Below are 21,113 nucleotides of genomic sequence, written 5' to 3' on the forward strand. Positions count from 1 at the left end.
TGGGTGTGGCCGCCCGCTGGACGGTATGCTTGCGTGCGCCCCGCGCCATCCCTGGCCGCGGGGCCGATCCAGGTGAGGCGACGATGCACGCGACGGTTCCCGGACCCGATGGCCGGCCCCGCTGCCGCTGGTGCGCGGCGGCGCCGGAGTTCTTCGCCTACCACGACGGGGAGTGGGGCTTCCCGGTCGCCGACGACCGGCGCCTGTTCGAGAAGCTGAGCCTGGAAGCGTTCCAGTCGGGGCTGAGCTGGCGCACGATCCTGGCCAAGCGCGACAACTTCCGCGCCGCCTTCCACGGCTTCGACTTCGCGCGCGTGGCGCGCTTCGGCGAACGCGATGTCCAGCGCCTGCTGCAGGATCCGGGCATCGTCCGCCACCGCGGGAAGATCGAGGCGGTCGTCAACAACGCCCGCCGCGCGCTGGAACTGGTCGAGGCGGAAGGCTCGCTGGCCACCTTCGTCTGGCGCTTCGAGCCCGACCCGCGCAGCCTGCCGCCGCCGCAGTCGCGCTCGACCTCCCCCGAATCGGTCGCGCTGTCGAAGGCGCTGAAGAAGCGCGGCTGGACCTTCGTCGGGCCCACCACCGTCTACGCCTTCATGCAGGCGATGGGCCTGGTCAACGACCACGTGCCCGGCTGCGTGGTGCGCGAGCGCGCGCAGCGCGCGCGGCGCACGTTCCGCCGCCCCGGGTGAGCCGGCGGGCGCTCAGCGCCAGTTGGCGTTGCGCTCCCAGAACCCGACGCTGCGCAGGTAGGCCTCGCGGTCGATCGGCACGCCGGAGCCGCCTTCCTCCACGCCCAGCGCGTTGCGCATCATGGTGATCGGCGCCATCGGGATCTCCTCCGGTTCGGCGGTGTACAGGCAGCCGACGATGCCCCAGTCGCCGTCGATCGGCGCGCCCTCCTTCGCCATCTGCTCCGCGCTGTAGAGGATGGGGATGAGGTAGTTCGCCACCGGCGGCTCGACGCCCTCGAACCAGCGCACCAGCACCGGCAGCTCCTGCTTCGTGCGCGCTTCGTAGGCCGAGCGCAGCAGGTGGCGGTTGTCGTCGGTGATCGGCACGGTCAGGCAGCGGGTCGAGGTCCAGTTGCGGTGGACGTGCAGGCGGCAGAACGGCGCGTAGCCCTCGAGCACCTTCAGCGGCGGCTCCTCGTTGAGGCGCCGCTCGAATTCCTCGGGGCTGCAGTCCTGGATGGTGTTGGGGCGCGCCTCGCGCGGGAACAGGCGCGCGCGGGCGAACGGGGTGAGCACGATGCGCATGGGGCGCAAGGATGCCAAATGCGCGCGCCCCCGTGCGTTCCTGCAGGAGCGGCTCCAGCCGCGACCCGTCGATGGCCGGGATACGGAGCGCGACCTGGCGCCCCGGAGGTCGCGGCTGAAGCCGCTCCTACAGGTCGCCGGGGGAACATCCCACCGGCGTCTCTTAACATCCATCGCGATAAAGAGATATGATTTCCCGGTCCCCGCCCGGCCGCCCGCGATGACCGCCATCAGCTTCGAGTTCTTCCCGCCCAAGACCGACGAGCAGCGCGCGCAGCTCGACCGCACCGTGGCGAAGCTGCGCCCGTACCGGCCCGAGTTCGTCTCGTGCACCTTCGGCGCGGGCGGCTCGACCCTGACCTACACCTCCGGTACCGTGCGCCACCTGCTGCGGGAGCACGGCCTGGACGCCGCGCCGCACCTGTCGTGCGTGGGCGGCAGCTGCGACGAGATCGCCGCCCTGCTCGACGAGTACCGTGAACTGGGCTGTCGCCGCATCGTCGCCCTGCGCGGCGACCTGCCGTCGGGCATGGGCCAGCCCGGCGAACTGCGCTACGCCTCCGACCTGGTGGCGTTCATCCGCAAGCGCCACGGCGACCATTTCCGGATCGAGGTCGCCGCCTATCCCGAGACCCATCCGCAGGCCGACGACGCGCTGGCCGACCTGCGCCACTTCCGCGCCAAGGTCGCGGCCGGCGCAGACTCGGCCATCACCCAGTACTTCTACAACGCCGACGCCTACTTCCACTTCGTCGACGCGGTGCGCGCGCTGGGCGTGGACGTGCCGATCGTGCCGGGCATCATGCCGATCTCCAACTTCTCCCAGCTGCGCCGGTTTTCCGCCCAGTGCGGCGCCGAGATCCCGCGCTGGGTCGAGAAGAAGATGCAGGCGCTGGGCGACGATGTGGACGCGATCCGCGAGTTCGGCGCGGACCTGGTGGCGAAGCTGTGCCGGCGCCTGCTCGACGGCGGCGCACCGGCCCTCCACTTCTACACCCTCAACCTCGCGCGGCCGACCCAGGCGGTGCTCGCGCGCCTGCAATAGGCGGTCGAGGACGCGCGACGCGGTCCCTGCCGGCGCTGAACGCCGCGCCCGCCCGGCTTCCCGCAGGCGCGCCCGGGCGCTAGGCTGCCGCGATGATCCGCCGGACCACCTGTGCCCTGCTCCTGCTGACGTCCGCGCTGGGAGCCGGCCCGGTCGCCCACGCCCAGGTCCGCCGCTGCACCACCGACGACGGCCGCCACGTCTATACCGACCGCCAGTGCGCCGACGTGGGCGCGAGCGAGCGCGTGTCGCCGCTCGGCCCCGCCGGCTCCACCGGCGCCCCGTTGCGACGCGACTGCGCCCGGCGGCTGCAGGACCTGGTATTCGAGCTCACCGCCGCGATCGACTCGCGCGACGTGAACCGGCTCGCCGGGATCTACCACTGGCCCGGCATGTCCTCCAGCGCGGGCTACGCGGTGATGTCGCGGCTCGATGCGATCGTGAACCGGCCGCTGGTCGACATTACGCCGCTGCATCCGCAGCCCCCGCCGCCGCCCGAACCGGTGCCCGCCGCCGGGCCCGCCCCCGCATCCGGGTGGGTGGAACTGCCGTCGGGGGTGCGGGTCTGGCGCACGCTGCCCCGACCAACGGACCGGGAAGACGCATCGCACCCGGATGCCATGGCCGGTGACTCCAGCGTCCGCGAGCCGACCGCCGCCGCGCCCGGGCCGCCGCCCCCGCGCCTGTCGGGGCCGCCCACCGCACTGGTCGTCGACCAGACCGCCCCCAACCGGGTCACCCCGATGCAGACGGTGTTCTCGCTGCGGCGCCACCTCGGCTGCTGGTGGCTGAGCCTGTAGCCGCTGCCGGAACGCCGCCTGCGCCCGGGCCCGCCGTCTCCGACCCCGTCTGGGGCGCCGGGCGATCGTGCAGAATGTCGCTTTCCGCATCGAGAGCGTCCCCATGCAGTATCCCGACTGGATCTGGCACAACGGCGCGATCAAGCCGTGGGCCGAGGCGACGACCCATGTCATGGCGCACGCCCTGCACTACGGCTCGTCGGTGTTCGAGGGCATCCGCTGCTACGACACCGCCGGCGGACCGGTGATCTTCCGCCTCACCGACCACAACCGCCGCCTGTTCATGTCGGCGAAGATCCACGAGATCGACATCCCCTATTCGCTCGAGCAGATCAACGCCGCCTGTCGCGAGGTGATCGCGGCCAACGGAAACAGCACCGACTACCTGCGCCCGGTCGCGTTCCGCGGCCTGGGCGGCTTCGGCCTGTCGGCGGAAACGCCGGTGGACGTGGCGGTGGCGACCTGGAAGATGGGCAAGTACCTCGGCGACGAGGCGCTTTCGAGCGGCATCGACGCCTGCGTGTCGAGCTGGCAGCGCTTCGCGCCCAACACCATCCCGGCCGGCGCCAAGGCCGGCGGCAACTACCTCTCGGGCACCCTGGTCGCGCGCGAGGCGCGGCGGCTGGGCTTCGGCGAGGGCATCGCGCTGGCGTCCACCGGACTGCTGAGCGAAGGCGCGGGCGAGAACCTGTTCCTGGTGTTCGACGGCGCGCTGCACACCACGCCGGTGAGCGCGGCCCTGCTCAACGGCATCACCCGCAACTCGATCCTCACCCTGGCGCGCGATGCGGGCATCGAGGTGGTCGAACGCGACCTGCCGCGCGAATACCTGTACCTGTGCGACGAACTGTTCATGTGCGGCACGGCGGCGGAGATCACCCCGATCCGCTCGGTGGACGGCCGCCAGGTCGGCGCCGGCAAGGCCGGCCCGGTGACGCGCCGCATCCAGGAACTGTTCTTCGGCCTGTTCGACGGCTCGACGCCCGACCGGTACGGGTGGCTCGAACCGGTCTGACCCACCGTCGGGCGACCCTACCCCGGCCCTCCCCCGCAAGCGGGGCAGGGAGCCAGCGCCCGCCGCCCCGCCTTCGGTCGCTCCCGCGCCCCGCCCGGCCCTAGCGCCCGCCCCGGTCCCGGTCCGCCGCCTCGCCCGTCAGCGGTACGAACCGGACCGGCGTGACGCTGCGCTCGCGCAGTTGCCCGCCTGCATCCTTCTCCACCAGCCGCAGCTCCTGCGTCGCGTGCACCGGGCCGACCGGGATCACCAGCCGCCCGCCCGGCGCAAGCTGGTCGAGCAGCGGCCGCGGAATCCGCTCCGGCGCCGCGGTCACGACGATCGCATCGTAGGGCGCATGCTCCGGCCACCCCGCGTACCCGTCGCCGGCGCGCACGTGGACCCGGTCGTAGCCCAGCGCTTCGAGCACCTGCGCCGCGCGCGCGGCCAGCGGCTCCACGATCTCGATCGTGTAGACCTCCGCGCCCATCTCGGCCAGCACCGCGGCCTGGTAGCCCGACCCGGTCCCGACCTCGAGCACCCGCGCGCCCGGCGCCGGCCGCGCCAGCGACGTCATCAGGGCGACGACATACGGCTGGGAGATGGTCTGGTCGTGGCCGATCGGCAGCGGCTGGTCGAGGTAGGCGCTGGCCGCCACCGCCTCCGGGACGAAGCGGTGGCGCGGCACCGCGCGCATCGCGGCGAGCACGCGCGCGTCGTCGATGCCGCGCGACGCGATCTGGCGCTCCACCATGCGCTCGCGGGCCTGGGCAGTGGGATCGTCGGACGGCGGGGACGTGGCGCAGGCCGCGGCCGGGACCCAGAACAGCCCCAGCAGCCACTGGCGCAGGCGCGAACCGCGACGCGGTGCGTTGCTGGACATCGGCACCCTCCTCCGCCGTACCGCAACGGGCGATCATGCCACGGGGGCGGTGGCGACGGCGTTGGCGTCACCCGTGCAGGGTGCGGCGACGGGTCCGGCGCTGGCCCTGGTGTTGGGAGGAGCGCGGCGACCGGGACCCCAGATCGCGGCAGAAGCCGCTCCCACGAGGGGCGGATGCGGGGCGTGGGGTCAGGCGTCGTCGCGCGAGAACGTCAGCGTGGCGACGACGCCCTGCTGCTCGCCGGGCACCACGCGCACGCTCCAGCCGTAGAGGTCGCACAGCCGGCGCACGATCGACAGGCCGATGCCGCCGCCCTGCGAGTGCTCGGCATGGGTGCCGCGGTAGCCGCGCTCGAACAGGCGCGCGGCATCCTCCGCGCTCAGTCCGGGGCCCGAGTCGATGACGTCCACCGCGTTGTCGCGCAGCCGCACCACGACCTCGCCCTGCTGGGTGTACTTGACCGCGTTGCCGACCAGGTTGCCCAGGGCCACGGTGACCGCGGACTCGGGCGCGTCCACCACCACCTGGCCCGGCCCGCCCTCCAGCCGCAGGGTGAGCGGCTTGCTGCCGAGCTGTCCGCGGTGCGCGTCGAACAGCTGTTCGGCCACCCGCGCCACGTCGGTGTTGCCGTGCCCGCGCTCGTTGCGCGAGAGCAGCAGCAGGGCGCTGATCAGGTCGGTGCACTGCTGCTCGGCGCGCTGGATGCGCAGCAGGCGCGCGCGCGTGCGGTCGTCGAGCTCGGGCTTGGACAGCAGCAGCTCGACCGCACCGCGGATCACCGCCAGCGGCGTGCGCAGCTCGTGGCTGACGTCGGCATTGAACTCGCGGTCGCGCTGCACCACCTCGGTCAGGCGCGAGGCGTAGTCGTCCAGGGCCTTGGCCAGCTCGCCGACCTCGTCGTCGGCGAAACGCGGCGCGAGCGGCGCCGACAGCCCGCCCTCGCCCGAGCGCGACAGGCGCTTGGCCAGTTCGGACACCGGGCTCATCACGCGCGAGGCCGACCACCAGCCCACCAGCAGCGACACCAGGCTCAGCGCCGCCACCAGCAGGATCAGCGCGGTGCGCAGCTGCTCCTCGCTCTCGCGCTCCTCGGCGATGTCGTAGCCGAGGAAGAACCAGTACTGCGGGTCCTTGCGCACCGCCAGCTTGTAGACCCGCTTCTCGCCGCCGGGCCCCTCGGACTCCAGTTCGTGCACCCCGTTGGGCAGGTCGCGCCATTCCGGCGGCACGCGGTCGAGCCGGTCGACGCTGAACATCCGGCCCTGGATCTTCTCGAACGGTACGCCCACCGCGTCCGGGTCGGCGTACCAGCCTTCGGCGAAGATGTTGTTGTTCTTGAGCAGGGTGTCGGAGATGACCTGGTTGTCCACCCGGTTCTGGACGTAGAAGGTCGCGGCCGCGATGAACGCGGACAGGAACATGCCCAGGGTGAAGAATGAAACGATGATGCGGGTGCGCAGGCGTCGCCGGTAACGGCGCCTGCTGCGAGCGGGCCGTGCCGCCTGCGCGTCAGCCTGCGCCATCGGGCGCTGCGATCCGGTAGCCGATTCCGTGGCGGGTCTGGATCAGCGGCACGTCGAACGGCTTGTCGATCACCGCGCGCAGGCCATGGATGTGCACGCGCAGCGAGTCCGAATCCGGCAGCTCCTCGCCCCAGACCCGGGTCTCCAGGTCCTGCCGGGTGACCACCGCCGGCGAGGCCTCCATCAGCGCCTGCAGGATCTTGAGCGCGGTCGGGTTGAGCTGGACCAGCTTGCCCTGGCGCCGCACCTCGAGGGTGTCGAGGTTGTACTCGAGGTCGCCGACCTCCAGCACCCGCGTCTGCACGCCCTTGCCGCGGCGCGAGAGGGCGTTCAGGCGCACCTCCACCTCCTGCAGGGCGAACGGCTTGACCAGGTAGTCGTCGGCGCCCGAGTCGAACCCGGCCAGCTTGTTCTCCAGGCTGTCGCGGGCGGTGAGCATCAGCACCGGGGTCTGCTTGCGGGCGTCGTTGCGCAGCTTGCGGCAGACCTCCAGGCCGTCCATGCCCGGCAGGTTCAGGTCGAGCACGATCGCATCGAAGTCATGGACCACCGCCAGGTGCAGGCCGGTGACGCCGTCCGCCGCGAAGTCGACCGTGTGCCCCCGGTCCTCGAGGTAGTCGCCAAGATTGGCGGCGATGTCCTGGTTGTCTTCGATGACGAGGATGCGCATGAGCGGATTCCATGTGGGCGGCCTGCTTGGACCGCGGGGGCAGGTGGCGGTTCCGCCATCGCGGGAGAGCCGGGATTCTGTCACACGGCCGGGTCGCCGCCGCGTGGACACGCGCCTACAAAAGAGCCCAGACGAGGCCATCGCCTGGGCCCAAAAGGACTGCCCCGATTACCGTAATCCGTTGTGCTGTCCCATGGACAAGGAAACAGGAGAGAGCGCGGAATCCGGTGCCGACAAGGTAGCCCCGGAAGGGTTAAACACCCGTTAATCCAGGCCACCCGCAGACGTTAAGGACGGGGTTTGCGGCGCGTGTTCATTTTCGCCGACGTTCCAGTATTTTTCGCGATGTTAGCGGCATATTCGACGATTTTTGTGGCGATGTCGATCCCCGTCGCGTCCTCGATCCCCTCCAGTCCCGGGGACGCGTTCACCTCGAGCACCAGGGGGCCGCGCCGGGACTGGATCAGGTCCACGCCGGCCACCCCGAGGCCGACCGCGGCCGCCGCGCGCACGGCCACGTCGCACTGGTCCGCAGTGGGTTCGACCGCCACCGCGGTCCCGCCGCGATGCAGGTTGGAGCGGAAGTCGCCTGCCGCCGCCTGGCGCCGCATCGCCGCCACCACCTGGTCGCCGACCACGAAGCAGCGCAGGTCGGCGCCCTCGGCTTCGGCCACGAACTCCTGCACCAGGAAGTTGGCGTACAGACCGCGCAGGGCCTCGACCACGCCGCGCGAGGCCGAAAGCTTCTCGGTCAGCATCACCCCGGCGCCCTGGGTGCCCTCGTTGAGCTTGACCACATGCGGCGGCGGCCCGAGCAGGGACAGCAGGTCGGCGGTGTCGTCGGGGTTGTCGCCGAACACCGTGGCCGGCAGCCCGATGCCGCGTGCGGCCAGCAGCTGGTGGCACGCCAGCTTGTCGCGCGCCAGAGCGACCGCGGCGGCGGGGTTCGGGGTGCGGCTGCCCATCAGCTCGAACTGGCGCAGCACCGCGCAGCCGTAGCGGGTGATCGAGGCGCCGATGCGCGGGATCACCGCGCCGTAGCCGTCGATCGCACGGCCCTTGTAGCGCATCGCGAAGCCGTCGCTGGCGATGCGCATGTAGCAGCGCAGCGGATCGAGCACGCGCGCGCTGTGGCCCGCCGCGCGCGCGGCCTCGACCAGCCGCCGGGTCGAGTAGAGCTTGCCGTTGCGGGAGAGGATCGCGAGCTTCATGCGGGCGCCGGTCGGGCCGGAAAGAGAAACGGCGGCACCATCGTAACGATGGTGCCGCCGCCTGGATGTGGAGCGGGCGATGGGAATCGAACCCACGCTAGCAGCTTGGGAAGCTGCAGTTCTACCATTGAACTACGCCCGCGCGTGGCCCCAGTCTAAGCCCATGCGGCGCGGCCGTGCAACGCGGCGCCGGGGGCCCGGCGCCGCGCCGCGGAGCCTCAGAATCCGGCCCCGATGGTGGCGAACGCGGTGGTCTGGCGACCGCCCTTCTCGCCCTGGTTCAGGCTCACGCCGAGGTTGGCGTCGAGGCCGAACAGGCGGGTGCGCGCACCGATGGTCAGCGTGGTCCAGCCGTCGTCGTAGCCCGGACCGGGGACCGCGTAGTCGAGCCCGGTGGACTGGGAACGGGCGAACACCTCGTCCGGGCCGTCCTCGAACTCGCGATCGAGCGTCAGCCGCGCGTACGGCGCCAGGTGGGCACTGATCGCGTAGCTGGCCTGCCAGCCGATGCTCCCGACCAGCGAGTCGAACTTCTGGTCCGGGTAGGCGAGCGAGGTGGAGCTGGCGGGCGCGTCCTCGGCGAAGCCGTCGATGTCGATCTGCTGCGACACCAGGCCGATCACCGGCCCGTGGCTCAGCGCGCCCTCGCCCAGGTTCCAGCCGGCATGCACGGCCGCGGTGAGGTTGCTGCCGTCGGTGCCGCCGCGGTGGCGGCGCAGCGCCGGGCCGATCGGCGCGGTGCGGTCGGTGTCGATGTCGAGCCAGGTGTAGCTCAGCTGCGCGCCCACCCAGGCGCCGCTGTCGCCCTTCCAGCCGAGGAAGCCGCCGACCGTGGCCTCCGACTGGTCCCAGCTGCCGCGGCGCAGGCCCCAGTCGTTGTCCTGGCGGCCGTAACCCACGAAGCCGCCCCAGGACAGGTGGCCATCGCCCCAGCCCAGGCCCGCGGTCAGCGCCGGGCCGGCGCCGTCGTAGCGGTCGCCGTGGTCGTAGCGCTGGAAGTCGCCGCGCACGTCGGCCCACCAGCGGCGGCCATCCGCGCCGGCCAGCGACGACAGCTGCGCGCCCACGCGCTCGGCGCGGCCGCGTCCCGTCGTCGCCGCCGAACGCGGCAGCACCGCGATCTGGCGCGGGCCTTCGATCTGGGCGATGGCGAGGTCGGCCAGCCCGCGGTGCGCGGCCGAGGACGGATGCACGCCGTCGGCGAACAGGTAGGACTGGTCCGCGCCCGGCGACACGTAGGTACCCGGATGGCAGGTGATCGACTGCGCGGTGATCTGCGGCTGGCACGCGGTGCCGGTCACGTTGCCGTAGCCGTAGGCGGCCGGATCGGCCACCACTTCGCGCAGGAAGGTGAAGGTGTCGAGCGGGATCACCCGCAGGCCCTGGGCCTGGAGCCCGCCATAGAGCGCGTTGTTGTACGCCGTCGACAGCGCCGTGCCCTGGCCCGCGGCCACCGGGCCCCGGGCCAGGAAGGCCGGGGTCAGGCCGAGGTCGGGGATGTTGGGCACCAGCACGTAGCGGGCGCCGGCCGACTGCAGCGCACCGACCAGACCCACCTGCGCGGTGACCGCGGCGCCGATGATCTGCTCGGCCTGGGCCGGGTTGGCTTCGACCGAGAACAGGTCGTTGGCCCCGCCCCACACCGTGTAGAGGGCATCCGGATCGGCGCGGCCGCCGCTGGCCGACAGGTGCGTGGCGACCTGGGTGGCGAGCGAGGGCGTCAGCCCGAACGGCGGGCCCATCCGGTCGGTGGCGACCATCGCGCCGCCGGCCGCATGGTTGTCGCCGGACTGGCCGTTGCCGTTGGGCGTGGCGTCGGCGCCGTAATGCAGCGCCAGCCACTCCGCCCAGACCAGGCCCGGGTTGGTGGTGAAGCGTCCGAGCACCGCGGCCGCCGGATCCTGCTGCACCAGCAGCGGGCGGAAGTAGCCGGCGTCGGTGAGGCTGTCGCCGAAGAACACGGTGCGCGAGAAGGCATCGCTCGCGAAGGTGGGGGCCGCCGCCAGCGCCACGGCGGCAGCCAGCAGGCGGGGCACGAGGCGGGATCGGGTCTTGCTGTGGGACATCCTTCTCTCTCCATTTGGACGTCGCGGCACATACGCGGCCGCACGGACGGCCAAGTGTCCACGCGCCCACCGCGCGGTCAAGCGTCGGTGCATCATTCGCCGCGCCCGGCGGGCGCCCGGCGGCGGGATGCAGCCCGCGCGCCGACGGGCGACAATGCAGGCATGGACATCCAGCTCAATGGCGAAACCGTCGCGGTCGGCGACGGCATCACGGTGGTCGCCCTGCTCGAGCAGCAGGGCCTGGGCGCGCGCCGGGTGGCGGTGGAGGTCAACGGCGAGATCGTGCCGCGCGGGCGCCACGCCGAGCACCGGCTGCAGCCCGGCGACCGGGTCGAGATCGTGCACGCGCTCGGCGGCGGCTGAGCGAGACGCAACGCCGCGCGGAGGACGCCGCGCACGCCGACGGCTTTGCGCGATAATCGCGTGATGACCACGCACCCCCAGCCCGAAGACGGCCTCGTCATCGCCGGCCGCACCTATCGCTCGCGCCTGCTCACCGGCACCGGCAAGTTCAAGGACCTCGACGAGACCCGCCGCGCCACCGAGGCCGCCGGCGCCGAGATCGTGACCGTGGCGATCCGCCGCACCAACATCGGCCAGAACCCGGACGAACCCAACCTGCTCGACGTCCTGCCGCCGGACCGCTACACGATCCTGCCCAACACCGCCGGCTGCTATACCGCCGAGGACGCGGTGCGCACCTGCCGCCTGGCGCGCGAACTGCTCGACGGCCACAACCTCGTGAAGCTCGAGGTGCTCGGCGACCAGAAGACGCTCTATCCCGACGTGGTGCAGACGCTCAAGGCCGCCGAGCTGCTGGTGGCCGACGGCTTCGAGGTGATGGTCTACACCAGCGACGACCCGATCCTCGCCCGCCAGCTGGAGCAGATCGGCTGCGTGGCGGTGATGCCGCTGGCCGCGCCGATCGGCTCGGGCCTGGGCATCCAGAACCGCTACACGCTGCTGGAGATCATCGAGAACGCGAAGGTGCCGGTGCTGGTCGACGCCGGCGTGGGCACCGCCTCCGACGCGGCCATCGCGATGGAACTGGGCTGCGACGGCGTGCTGATGAACACCGCCATCGCCGGGGCCCGGGATCCGGTGCGCATGGCCCGGGCGATGAAGCTCGCGGTCGAGGCCGGGCGCGACGCCTTCCTCGCCGGGCGCATCCCGCGCAAGCGCTACGCCTCGGCCTCCTCGCCCATCGACGGGCTGGTGGGATGACGCGCACGGCCGCGCCCGCGCCACTGGCGGCGGTCGGCGCCCGGGGCGCGCGATGACCGACCCGCTGCACAAGAAGCCCTACACCGCCGAGCCCGGCCGCCGCGCGGTGCGCAGCTTCGTGCTGCGCCAGGGCCGATTCACCGAGGCCCAGCAGCGGGCGTTCGGGTCGCTGTGGCCGCGCTACGGCCTCGACTTCACCGGCAACCCGCGCGACTTCGACGCGGTGTTCGGCCGCAGGGCGCCGCGGGTGCTGGAGATCGGCTTCGGCAATGGCGAGGCACTGCGCTTCGCCGCCGCCCATGACCCCGACCGCGACCTGGTCGGCATCGAGGTGCACGCGCCGGGCGTCGGCCGGCTGCTCAATGCCCTGGCCGCCGATGGCGCGACCAACGTGCGGGTCTACCACCACGACGCGGTCGAGGTGCTCGAGCGCGAGATCGCCGACGCCAGCCTCGACGAGATCCGGATCTACTTCCCCGACCCCTGGCACAAGAAGCGGCACCACAAGCGGCGCCTGGTGCAGCCGCCGTTCGCCGCCCTGCTGGTGCGCAAGCTCGCGCCCGGCGGACGCTTGCACCTCGCCACCGATTGGCGGGACTATGCCGAGCAGATGTGGGACGTGCTCGACGCCACCCCGGGACTGCGCAACCGCGCCGGCGCGCGCGGCCACGTGCCGCGTCCGCACTGGCGACCGCAGACCCATTTCGAGGCCCGCGGTCAGCGGCTCGGGCACGGGGTCTGGGACCTGATCTACGACCGCGTGGACGCCGGCGACCAGGGACCGGGGCCGGAGGGCGCGTGACCACACCCGCGCGAGCCTTCGTCCTCCAACACCCGACCACCGGTCCGGGCACGCCCGGCCTTCCCTTCCCGGCGGGAGCCCCGCCCCGGCCCTGATGGACACCCAGCTCGCCCTCACCACGGACATGAAGATCGTCCTCGGGCTGGTGGCCCTGACGATGCTCCTGTTCCTGTTCCAGCGCGTGCGCTCGGACCTGGTGGCGCTGGTGGTGCTGGTGATGCTGGGCCTGACCGGCCTGGTCCAGCCCGAGGACCTGTTCAACGGCTTCTCGTCCAACGCCGTGATCAGCGTGATCGCGACCATGATCCTGGGCACCGGCCTGGACCGCACCGGCGCCCTCAACCGCCTCGCGGCCTGGCTGCTGCGGCGCGCGCGCGGCATCGAGCAGCGGCTGCTGCTGCTGGTCTCGGGCATCGCCGGCCTCAACTCCTCGGTGATGCAGAACCCGTCGGTGATGGCGCTGTACCTGCCGGTGATGTCGCGGCTGTCCTCGCGCACCGGCATCCCGCTCTCGCGCATGCTGCTGCCGGTGGCGGTGGCCATCGTCACCGGCGGCACGCTGACCATGGTCGGCACCTCGCCGCTGATCCTGCTCAACGACCTGCTGGTGGCGGTCAACGCCAACCTGCCCTCGGGCGCCGCCACGCTCGAACCGCTGAACATGTTCGCGCCGCTGCCGATCGGCCTGGCGCTGCTGGTCGCGAGCCTGGCCTACTTCCGCTTCTTCGGCGACCGCAAGCTGCGCGGCGAGGGCGACGCCAACGTCACCCCCGCGCGCACCGAGAGCTACTTCTCGCGCACCTACGGCATCGACGGCGACGTGCACGAGCTCACCGTCACCGCCGACAGCCCGCTGGTGGGCATGACCTTCGGCGAGGCCGAGGCCCTGCACAACGCGCCGCTGCTGCTGGCCCTGCAGACCGGCAACGAATCGCGCCTGGCGCCGCCGGCCGACGCCCGAATCTGGGTGGGCAGCGTGATCGGCGCGATGGGCCCGCGCGACCAGGTGATGGACTTCGCGCAGAACCACTTCCTGCGCATGAGCTCGCGCCTGCGCCAGTTCGCCGACCTGTTCAATCCCAGCCGCGCCGGCATCTCCGAGGCGGTGGTGCCGCCGACCTCGCGCTTCATCGGCAAGACCGCCGCCGACCTGCAGCTGCGACGCCAGTACGGCATCAGCCTGCTGGCGATCAACCGCGACAAGACCGTCATCCGCGACAACGTGCGCAACACCCCGCTGCGCGCGGGCGACATGCTGGTGCTGCACAGCATCTGGCAGGACCTCGCCCAGGCCGCCGGCAAGCGCGACTTCGTGATCGTCACCGACTACCCCAAGGGCGAGCAGCGGCCGCACAAGTTCCGGATCGCGATGGTGATCTTCGCCGTCACCATGCTGATCGCGGTGTCCGGGCGCGTACCCACCTCGATCGCGCTGATGACCGGCGTGGCCGGCATGCTGGTGTTCGGCGTGCTGAAGATGGACGAGGCCTACTCGGCGATCTCGTGGAAGACCGTGTTCCTGATGGCCTGCCTGATCCCGCTCGGCTGGGCCATGGACGGCAGCGGCGCCGCGGCCTGGGTGGCCGGCCACACCATCGAGCGCATGCCCGAGGGCATGCCGATCTGGCTGATCCAGTTCGCCGTCGCGCTGCTCACCGCCGCGTTCTCGATGGTGATCAGCCACGTCGGCGCGACGATCGTGGTGGTGCCCCTGGCGATCAACTTCGCCCTCGCCGCCAACGGCAACCCGACCGCATTCGCCCTGATCGTGGCCCTGTCGGCCTCGAACAACTTCGTCACCCAGTCCAACCCGGTGATGTCGATGATCACCGGCCCCGGCGGCTACCGCGCCCCCGAACTGCTGCGCATCGGCATCCCGCTGTCGCTGCTGTACTCGTTCATCGTGGTGCTGATGGTGAACCTGATGTTCTGAAGCCGGGCCTCGCGCGCAACGCGCACCGCCCGGCACCCTTCAGATGGCGCATGGAGGGAAGGCACCGATGCGTCGTCCGCACCAGCCAAGCGCATCCGGGAGCATGCGGATCGTGGCCACCGTCGCCTTGGATTCGGCCAATGACCCGGCCTCGCCAGGCCCGCACGCGGATCGCGACGAGAGCGTGCGGAGAAGCCGTCAGCCCGCCGCCCACACCTCGCCATCCACCACCCGCACCGGCACCGCGCGCAGCGACTCGCCGCGGCACGGCCCGGCCACGCACTCGCCGTGGTCGAGCTCGAAGCTGGCGCCGTGGGCGGCGCAGACCAGCAGGCCGTCCTTCGTCTTGAGGAACTGGCCCGGCGCCCAGTCGAGGCGGCGGCCGGCGTGGGGGCAGACGTTGAGCCAGGCGCGGACCGCGTCGCCCTCCCGGTACAGCAGCACGGACTCGGCGCTGCCCTCCACATCGGCCTCGACCTCGGCAAAGCCGCCGTCGGGGATGGCGTCGAGGCGGATCAGGGACCTGGGCGTTTCGGAGACGGTCATCACGCCGATTTAACGAACCTGTTACACGTGAAAGTCGGAGGCCACCGATACTGGCCGCCTCGCATTGTGGCACCGATGATGACCGTACTGTTCCGCACCCTCCATGCCCGTTTCGACGCCTCGCCGCTGCGCGGGGCGTTCACGCCGCGCAAGCCCCGCAATCCGCTGGTGCGCGTGCTGCTGGGCCTGGTCGGGGTGGCGATCCTGTCGCTGCTGCTGGTGGTGGGGCTGGTGGTAGGCGCGGCCATGGTGTCCTTCGGCCTGCTGCGCGCCGCCTTCCGCCGTCGTCCGGCCCCCGCCCGCGGGGACGTGCTCGACGCCGAGTACCGGGTGGTGACCAAGCCGGGCCAGCCCGTCCTGCGCTGAGGCCCATGCACGACCACGACGTCGTTCCCGCGGCGCCGGTGCCGCGCATCCGCGTGCGTGGCGGCGGCACGTTCCCGGTCCGCCGCGTCTACTGCGTGGGACGCAACTTCGCCGACCACGCCCGCGAGATGGGCGCCGCCGCCCCGGCCTCGAAGGCCGATCGCGGCACGCCGGTGTTCTTCCACAAGCCGGCCGATGCGATCGTCACCGACGGCGTCGTGCCCTATCCGCCCGCGACCTCCGACCTGCACCACGAGGTCGAACTGGTGGTGGCCCTGGGCCGCGACGCGCCGCCCGGCGTGCTGCCGGTGGCCGACGCCGGCGGCCTGGTGTTCGGCTACGGCGTCGGCCTCGACCTGACCCGCCGCGACCTGCAGGCGAAGGCCAAGGCCGGCGGCCTGCCCTGGGACACGGCCAAGGGCTTCGACGCCTCCGCGCCGGTCAGCGAACTGCTGCCCGCGGCCGACGTCGACGCGCTGGGGCCGCGCGTGCTGTCGCTCGAGGTCAACGGCCAGCTGCGCCAGCGGTCCACGCTCGACCAGCTGATCTGGGACGTGCCCGAGATCCTGCACGAGCTGTCGAAGCTGTACGCGCTGCGCGCCGGGGACCTGGTCTTCATGGGCACGCCCGCCGGCGTGGCCGCGCTGCAGCCGGGCGACGCGTGCGTGGCCAGACTCGACCGGCTGGTCGAACTGCGTTGCCAGGTGGGCGCGTCCGTCGCATAGTGCGCGCGACCGCTACGCGGCCGTTCCCCCGACACAGGAGACGCCCATGGGCATGATCACCGAGTTCAAGGAATTCGCGATGCGCGGCAACGTGATCGACCTCGCCGTCGGCGTGGTCATCGGTGCCGCGTTCGGCAAGATCGTCACCTCGCTGGTGGACCAGATCATCATGCCGCCGATCGGCCTGCTGCTGGGCGGCGTGGACTTCTCCGACCTCGCCTGGACCCTGCGCGAGGCCACCGTCAACGCCGCCGGCGAGGAGGTGCCCGCGGTGACGATCGGCGTCGGCGAGTTCATCAACACCATCGTCCAGTTCCTGATCGTGGCCTTCGCGATCTTCATGGTGGTGCGCACCATCAACCGCCTGCACCGCAAGCCCGAGCCCGCCCCCGAAGCGCCGCCGGAGCCGTCCGAGGAAGTGGTGCTGCTGCGCGAGATCCGCGACTCGCTCAGGAAGTAACCCGACTTTCCGCACATGCGGATCCCGCCGCGGGCCGGCAGGCTCGCGCGGGCACGCTTTCCCCGGAGGACCCCCACGATGCGCCTTGCCACGCTGCTGCTGGCCGCCTGCCTGTTGCCCGCCCAGGGCGTCGCCGCCGAGACCCGCATCCCGCCATCGGCACTCGACACCGCCGCCCAGCTTCGCGAGCGCGCCCTGGCCGACGGCACCGCGTGGCAGGTGCTCGAGTCGCTGACCACCGAGATCGGCCCGCGCCTGGCCGGAAGCGAGGCCGACGCGCGCGCCGTGGCCTGGGCCCAGGCCAAGCTGCGGGAGCTGGGCTACGACAAGGTCTGGATCGAACCGGTCACCTTCCCGACCTGGGAGCGCCGCGGCGAAAGCGCGGAGGTGCTCGGCGCACACGCGCAGCCACTGGTGGTGACCGCGCTCGGCGGCAGCCCGGGCGGCACGGTCGAGGGCGAGGTCGTGCGCTTCGAGAGCCTGGAGGCGCTACGTGCGGCTCCGGAGGGTTCGCTGGCGGGCAAGATCGCCTTCGTCGACCAGCCGATGGAGCGCGCGCACGACGGCAGCAATTACGGCAAGGCCGGCCCCGTGCGCAGCCGCGGCCCGTCCGAGGCGATCCGCAAGGGCGCGGTCGGCTTCCTGATGCGCTCGCTCGGCACCACGCGCCACCGGGTGGTGAATACCGGCCTCACGCGCTTCGAGGAGGGACTGGAGCCGATTCCGTCGGCGGCGGTCGCGCTGCCGGACGCCGACCAGCTGGCGCGGCTGCTGCGCCGCGGCCCGGTGCGCGTGCGCCTGGCGCTCGACTGCGGCTGGACCGGCGCGGACTACACCTCGCACAACGTCATCGGCGAAATCACCGGCCGCGAGGCGTCGGAGGAAGTGGTGCTGATCGGCGGCCACCTCGACTCCTGGGACCTGGGCACCGGCGCGGTGGACGACGCATCGGGCATCGCGATCACCATGGCCGCGGGGCACCTGATCGGGCAGCTCCCGCAACGCCCTCGCCGCACGATCCGCGTGGTCGCCTTCGCCAACGAGGAGCAGGGGCTGATCGGCGCGCGCGAGTACGCGCGGCGCCATTCCGGCGAGGTCGCCAACCACGTCATCGGCGCGGAAAGCGACTTCGGTGCGGGCCGCATCTACGGCTTCGACGCCAGCGCCCCCGAATCGGCGCAGGCGGCGGTGCGCGACATCGCGGCCGCGCTCGCGCCGCTGGGCATCGAATACATGCCCGGCGAGGGCGGGCCGGGGCCGGACATCATTCCGCTGGCCACGATCGGCGGCGCCTGGGCGTGGCTGGGCCAGGACGGCAGCCGCTACTTCGACCTGCACCACAACGCCGACGACACCATCGACCAGGTCGATCCGGCCGACCTCGCCCAGAACGTCGCCGCCTACACCGTGTTCGCCTGGCTCGCGGCCGAGGCCGAAGGTGGCTTCGGCAGCGCCGCCAGGGCGATGCAGGGCGCGAACGAGTAGCCGGGCGGGCGCGCCGCCCGCGGACGCCGACCCCGGCCCGCCCCGCAAGCGGGGGCCGGCGGTCGGCAGGCGGTCCATCCGCGGTCGCCCTTGACGATCATTTCCCCGCGCGGCCGTCCTCCCTCCCGCGACCGCGTGGGAGGGCCGGGATGGAGGCACGCCGCCGTCCCGGCCCTACGAGGTCGACCGCGCCCACTGCGCGAGCAGCACCGCCGTGGCCGACGCCACGTTGAGGCTCTCCACCGCACCGGTGCCCGGGATCGACAGGCGCAGGTCGCAGGCCGCGGCCAGCGCTTCGCCCATGCCCTCGCCCTCCGCGCCGAGCACGTACACCAGGCGCCGCGGCAACGTGGCCCGGAACAGGTCGTCGCCGTCGCGCACCACGGTGGCCGCCAGGGTCAGCCCGGCGGCGCGCAGGCGCGCAATCGCATCGTCGGCGGGCCCGAGCCGCACCAGCGGGACGTGCTCGGCGCCACCCTCGGCGACGCGGGCGGCCGCACCCGACAGCGACAGCGTGGACGACTCCGGCAGCAGCAGCCCGGCCACGCCGAAATGCGCGGACGCGCGCAGGATCGCGCCGAGGTTGTGCGGATTGCCGACGCCATCGAGCCACAGCGCGCAGCAGGGACCCTCCGGCAGCGCCGACAGCCACTGCGCGAGCCCCAGTGGCGCCTCGCGCAGGACGTCCGCCACCACGCCTTCGTGGTGGGTGCTGGCCGACAGCCGGCGCAGCTCCTCGACGTCCTCGACCACGCGGTAACCGACGCGGTTGGCCACGCACCACTTGAGCAGCGACTGCAGCGCGGGAATGCGCTCGGACGACAGGTAGAGCTTGCGGATCGCCTGCGGCCGGCGCGCGAACACCGCGTTGACCGCGTTCAGGCCGTAGAGGCGCACTTCGTCGCGGGCGCCGCTTTCGGTGCGCGGGCGCGGCGAGGGCTCGCGCGCGTCGCGGCCGGACGCCGCGCGCCGCGACCCGTGACCGGCCCATGGCGCGTCGCGTCCGGGCGACGGCGGCGGGCGGCGGCTCATCTCACTTCGGCCGCCGCCAGAACTCGGCATTGCGGATCCCCAGCGCTTCCGGGTCGAACACCGGGTCGACGCCCTGCGCCTTCTGCCGCTCATAGTCGCGCAGCGCCAGCAGCGCCGGCTTCTGCAGCACCAGGATGGCGACGATGTTGAGCCAGGCCATCAGCCCCACGCCGATGTCGCCCAGCGTCCAGGCCGCGCCGGCGCTGCGCACCGCGCCCAGGATCACCGCCAGCAGGATCGCCACGCGCAGCACCAGGATCATCCACGGCCGGTGCACCTTGCGGTTGATGTAGGCGATGTTGGTCTCGGCCATGTAGTAGTAGGCGACGATGGTGGTGAAGGCGAAGAACAGCAGCGCCAGCGCCACGAACCCGGCCCCGTAGCCGGGCAGCACCGATTCCACCGCCGCCTGGGCGAAGCCAGGGCCCGCCTCCACGCCCGGCAGGGCCTCGACCAGCATCCCGGCCTCCGGCGAGGCGACGTTGTACATGCCGGTGGAGATGATCATGAACGCGGTGGCCGAGCACACCAGCAGGGTATCCACGTAGACCGAGAACGCCTGCACGTAGCCCTGCTTGGCCGGATGGCTGACCTCGGCCGCGGCGGCCGCGTGCGGACCGGTGCCCTGCCCGGCCTCGTTCGAATATATGCCGCGCTTGACGCCCCATTCCACCGCCAGGCCCAGCAACGCGCCGAAGCCGGCCTCCATGCCGAAGGCGCTGCGGAAGATCAGCGACACCATCTGTGGCACCTGCTCGGCGTTGAGCACCATGATCACGAACGCCACCAGCATGTAGGCCAGCGCCATGAACGGCACCACCAGCTCGGCGAAGCGGGCGATGCGCTTGACCCCGCCGAAGATGATGAAGCCCAGCGCCAGCACCACGCCGGTCGCGGTGACGGTGACCGGGATGTTCCAGGCGTTGGCCATGCCCGAGGCGATGCCGTTGGCCTGCACGCCGGGCAGGAAGAAGCCGGTGGCCATGATCGTGGCGATCGCGAACAGCCACGCGTACCACTTCTGGCCCATCGCCTTCTCGATGTAGTACGCCGGGCCGCCGCGGTAGCGGCCTTCGTCGTCGCGCTCCTTGTAGATCTGGGCCAGGGTCGATTCGACGTAGGCGGTCGAAGCGCCCAGGAAGGCCATCACCCACATCCAGAACACCGCGCCCGGGCCGCCGAACGCGATCGCGGTGGCCACGCCGGCGATGTTGCCGATGCCCACCCGCCCCGACAGCGACATCGCCAGGGCCTGGAACGAGGACACCCCCGCCTCCGAGGACTTGCCCGACAGCAGCAGGCGGACCATCTCCCGCACGCTGCGCAGCTGCATGAAGCGCGTCCGGATCGAGAACCACAGTCCCGCGCCCAGGCACAGGGCGATCAGCGCCTTGCTCCAGATGACGCCGTTCAGCCAGTCAAGGAATGCTTCCACGGATCGGTTCTCCCCGGTGATGATGGGTCGCGGCGCCGGGCGCCGGGCGACGAAGGCGACACGATAACGGCATCGGCCCGGCTCGCGCCACGCCCGATGGGCATCCGGCGACTCATCCTTCCCTGATGCGGGCGAACAGGCGCAGGTCGTGGACCTCGCCGCGTTTGCGCACCGCCCGGCGCAGGACGCCCTCCTCGACGAAGCCGTTCTTTTCCAGCACCCTGGCCGAGGCCTGGTTGAAGTCCAGCACGACGGCCTGCAGGCGCAGGATCTCGAGCACATCCATCACCCAAGGCGCATACGCCGCGACGACGCGCGTCATCAGCCCCCTGCCCCAGCAGTCACGCCCGAGCCAGTAGCCCAGCTCGGCCCCGATCGCGCGCTCGCCCGCCAGCCGCCGTGCGCCGATGCCGCCACGCGCCTGGCCGTCGACCTCGATCGCGAACACCGGATCGGAGAAATCGACCACGCGACCGGCGAGGAAGGCCTCGCCGTCGCCGCGCGTATACGGATGCGGGAACCGGTCGCTGGTGCCGCGCGAGACCTCCGCGTCGTCGGCGTGCCTGAGCAGCGCCTCCAGGTCACCCGCGCGCCACGGCCGCGGCCGCACGCCGCCACCCACGTCGATCCGCACGCCGCTCCAGTCCACGTGC

Annotated in this window: 22 protein-coding genes and 1 tRNA gene; 12 read left to right on the forward strand and 11 right to left on the reverse strand. The window is 72.1% G+C overall.

Annotated features, from left to right (window positions below):
- Positions 1 to 83: 83 nt before the first annotated feature.
- A complete protein-coding gene (locus tag LUTJ29_RS0112755) occupies positions 84 to 692 on the forward strand; it encodes a DNA-3-methyladenine glycosylase I (RefSeq protein WP_027072854.1) in 609 nt (202 codons plus the stop codon).
- A gap of 12 nt (positions 693 to 704) precedes the next feature.
- On the opposite strand, the gene LUTJ29_RS0112760 is transcribed toward LUTJ29_RS0112755, so the two are convergent.
- Positions 705 to 1,259: a DUF3228 family protein gene (locus LUTJ29_RS0112760; RefSeq protein ID WP_027072855.1), complete on the reverse strand. Its 555-nt coding sequence runs from the start codon at positions 1,257 to 1,259 to the stop codon at positions 705 to 707.
- Positions 1,260 to 1,479: 220 nt separating this feature from the next.
- Here LUTJ29_RS0112760 and metF point away from each other — a divergent pair, with 220 nt between their 5' ends.
- The 3 genes from metF (at position 1,480) to LUTJ29_RS0112775 (ending at position 4,119) form a co-directional block, all read left to right on the forward strand.
- On the forward strand, positions 1,480 to 2,304 hold the full coding sequence (gene metF / locus LUTJ29_RS0112765) for a methylenetetrahydrofolate reductase [NAD(P)H] (protein WP_027072856.1): 825 nt from the start codon (positions 1,480 to 1,482) through the stop codon (positions 2,302 to 2,304).
- Between the two features lie 92 nt (positions 2,305 to 2,396).
- Positions 2,397 to 3,104: a DUF4124 domain-containing protein gene (locus tag LUTJ29_RS0112770; RefSeq protein WP_027072857.1), complete on the forward strand. Its 708-nt coding sequence runs from the start codon at positions 2,397 to 2,399 to the stop codon at positions 3,102 to 3,104.
- A gap of 103 nt (positions 3,105 to 3,207) precedes the next feature.
- Positions 3,208 to 4,119: a branched-chain amino acid transaminase gene (locus LUTJ29_RS0112775; protein ID WP_027072858.1), complete on the forward strand. Its 912-nt coding sequence runs from the start codon at positions 3,208 to 3,210 to the stop codon at positions 4,117 to 4,119.
- 100 nt (positions 4,120 to 4,219) lie between these two features.
- On the opposite strand, the gene LUTJ29_RS17415 is transcribed toward LUTJ29_RS0112775, so the two are convergent.
- The 6 genes from LUTJ29_RS17415 to LUTJ29_RS17420 form a co-directional block, all read right to left on the reverse strand.
- Entirely contained in the window at positions 4,220 to 4,981 is a 762-nt protein-coding gene (locus LUTJ29_RS17415; RefSeq protein WP_084524873.1) for a protein-L-isoaspartate(D-aspartate) O-methyltransferase, read from the reverse strand.
- Between the two features lie 189 nt (positions 4,982 to 5,170).
- Positions 5,171 to 6,505: a HAMP domain-containing sensor histidine kinase gene (locus LUTJ29_RS0112785; protein ID WP_027072859.1), complete on the reverse strand. Its 1,335-nt coding sequence runs from the start codon at positions 6,503 to 6,505 to the stop codon at positions 5,171 to 5,173.
- On the reverse strand, positions 6,492 to 7,175 hold the full coding sequence (locus LUTJ29_RS0112790) for a response regulator transcription factor (protein ID WP_027072860.1): 684 nt from the start codon (positions 7,173 to 7,175) through the stop codon (positions 6,492 to 6,494). Before LUTJ29_RS0112790 ends, LUTJ29_RS0112785 begins: the two co-directional genes overlap by 14 nt.
- 287 nt (positions 7,176 to 7,462) lie before the next feature.
- Entirely contained in the window at positions 7,463 to 8,386 is a 924-nt protein-coding gene (gene rimK / locus LUTJ29_RS0112795) for a 30S ribosomal protein S6--L-glutamate ligase (protein WP_027072861.1), read from the reverse strand.
- Between the two features lie 68 nt (positions 8,387 to 8,454).
- Positions 8,455 to 8,528: transfer RNA gene (locus LUTJ29_RS0112800), tRNA-Gly, on the reverse strand.
- Between the two features lie 76 nt (positions 8,529 to 8,604).
- Positions 8,605 to 10,452, reverse strand: coding sequence for an autotransporter domain-containing protein (locus LUTJ29_RS17420; RefSeq protein WP_051323001.1), 1,848 nt, complete (start codon positions 10,450 to 10,452; stop codon positions 8,605 to 8,607).
- Between the two features lie 162 nt (positions 10,453 to 10,614).
- On the opposite strand from LUTJ29_RS17420, the gene thiS reads away from it, so the two are divergent.
- From thiS to LUTJ29_RS0112825, 4 genes are all read left to right on the forward strand, one after another.
- Positions 10,615 to 10,815, forward strand: coding sequence for a sulfur carrier protein ThiS (thiS, locus tag LUTJ29_RS0112810; RefSeq protein ID WP_027072862.1), 201 nt, complete (start codon positions 10,615 to 10,617; stop codon positions 10,813 to 10,815).
- Between the two features lie 63 nt (positions 10,816 to 10,878).
- Entirely contained in the window at positions 10,879 to 11,676 is a 798-nt protein-coding gene (locus LUTJ29_RS0112815) for a thiazole synthase (protein ID WP_027072863.1), read from the forward strand.
- Positions 11,677 to 11,728: 52 nt separating this feature from the next.
- Positions 11,729 to 12,478: a tRNA (guanosine(46)-N7)-methyltransferase TrmB gene (trmB, locus tag LUTJ29_RS0112820; RefSeq protein WP_027072864.1), complete on the forward strand. Its 750-nt coding sequence runs from the start codon at positions 11,729 to 11,731 to the stop codon at positions 12,476 to 12,478.
- A gap of 94 nt (positions 12,479 to 12,572) precedes the next feature.
- Positions 12,573 to 14,411: an SLC13 family permease gene (locus LUTJ29_RS0112825; RefSeq protein WP_027072865.1), complete on the forward strand. Its 1,839-nt coding sequence runs from the start codon at positions 12,573 to 12,575 to the stop codon at positions 14,409 to 14,411.
- Positions 14,412 to 14,609: 198 nt separating this feature from the next.
- Here LUTJ29_RS0112825 and LUTJ29_RS0112830 read toward each other — a convergent pair whose 3' ends face one another.
- Entirely contained in the window at positions 14,610 to 14,957 is a 348-nt protein-coding gene (locus tag LUTJ29_RS0112830; RefSeq protein WP_027072866.1) for a Rieske (2Fe-2S) protein, read from the reverse strand.
- A 75-nt stretch (positions 14,958 to 15,032) separates the two neighbouring features.
- Between LUTJ29_RS0112830 and LUTJ29_RS0112835 the strand changes: the two genes are divergently transcribed.
- From LUTJ29_RS0112835 to LUTJ29_RS0112850, 4 genes are all read left to right on the forward strand, one after another.
- Positions 15,033 to 15,323, forward strand: a complete 291-nt coding sequence (locus tag LUTJ29_RS0112835; protein WP_232221215.1) for a hypothetical protein — start codon at positions 15,033 to 15,035, stop codon at positions 15,321 to 15,323.
- Positions 15,324 to 15,328: 5 nt separating this feature from the next.
- On the forward strand, positions 15,329 to 16,048 hold the full coding sequence (locus tag LUTJ29_RS0112840; RefSeq protein ID WP_043741382.1) for a fumarylacetoacetate hydrolase family protein: 720 nt from the start codon (positions 15,329 to 15,331) through the stop codon (positions 16,046 to 16,048).
- Between the two features lie 46 nt (positions 16,049 to 16,094).
- Positions 16,095 to 16,508: a large-conductance mechanosensitive channel protein MscL gene (gene mscL, locus LUTJ29_RS0112845; protein ID WP_027072869.1), complete on the forward strand. Its 414-nt coding sequence runs from the start codon at positions 16,095 to 16,097 to the stop codon at positions 16,506 to 16,508.
- Positions 16,509 to 16,586: 78 nt separating this feature from the next.
- The gene (locus tag LUTJ29_RS0112850) at positions 16,587 to 17,993 is read left to right on the forward strand and encodes a M28 family peptidase (protein WP_027072870.1); all 1,407 of its coding nucleotides are present in this window, start codon (positions 16,587 to 16,589) and stop codon (positions 17,991 to 17,993) included.
- A 174-nt stretch (positions 17,994 to 18,167) separates the two neighbouring features.
- On the opposite strand, the gene LUTJ29_RS17425 is transcribed toward LUTJ29_RS0112850, so the two are convergent.
- The 3 genes from LUTJ29_RS17425 to LUTJ29_RS0112865 form a co-directional block, all read right to left on the reverse strand.
- On the reverse strand, positions 18,168 to 19,025 hold the full coding sequence (locus LUTJ29_RS17425) for a TrmH family RNA methyltransferase (RefSeq protein WP_051323002.1): 858 nt from the start codon (positions 19,023 to 19,025) through the stop codon (positions 18,168 to 18,170).
- A gap of 1 nt (position 19,026) precedes the next feature.
- Positions 19,027 to 20,460 (reverse strand): alanine/glycine:cation symporter family protein, encoded by a 1,434-nt coding sequence (locus LUTJ29_RS0112860; RefSeq protein WP_027072871.1) that lies wholly within the window; start codon positions 20,458 to 20,460, stop codon positions 19,027 to 19,029.
- Between the two features lie 112 nt (positions 20,461 to 20,572).
- Complete coding sequence (locus tag LUTJ29_RS0112865; protein WP_043741385.1) at positions 20,573 to 21,109, reverse strand: GNAT family N-acetyltransferase; 537 nt, start codon at positions 21,107 to 21,109, stop codon at positions 20,573 to 20,575.
- Positions 21,110 to 21,113 lie beyond the last annotated feature (4 nt).

This window comes from Luteimonas sp. J29, from assembly GCF_000472505.1.
GTDB lineage: Bacteria > Pseudomonadota > Gammaproteobacteria > Xanthomonadales > Xanthomonadaceae > Luteimonas.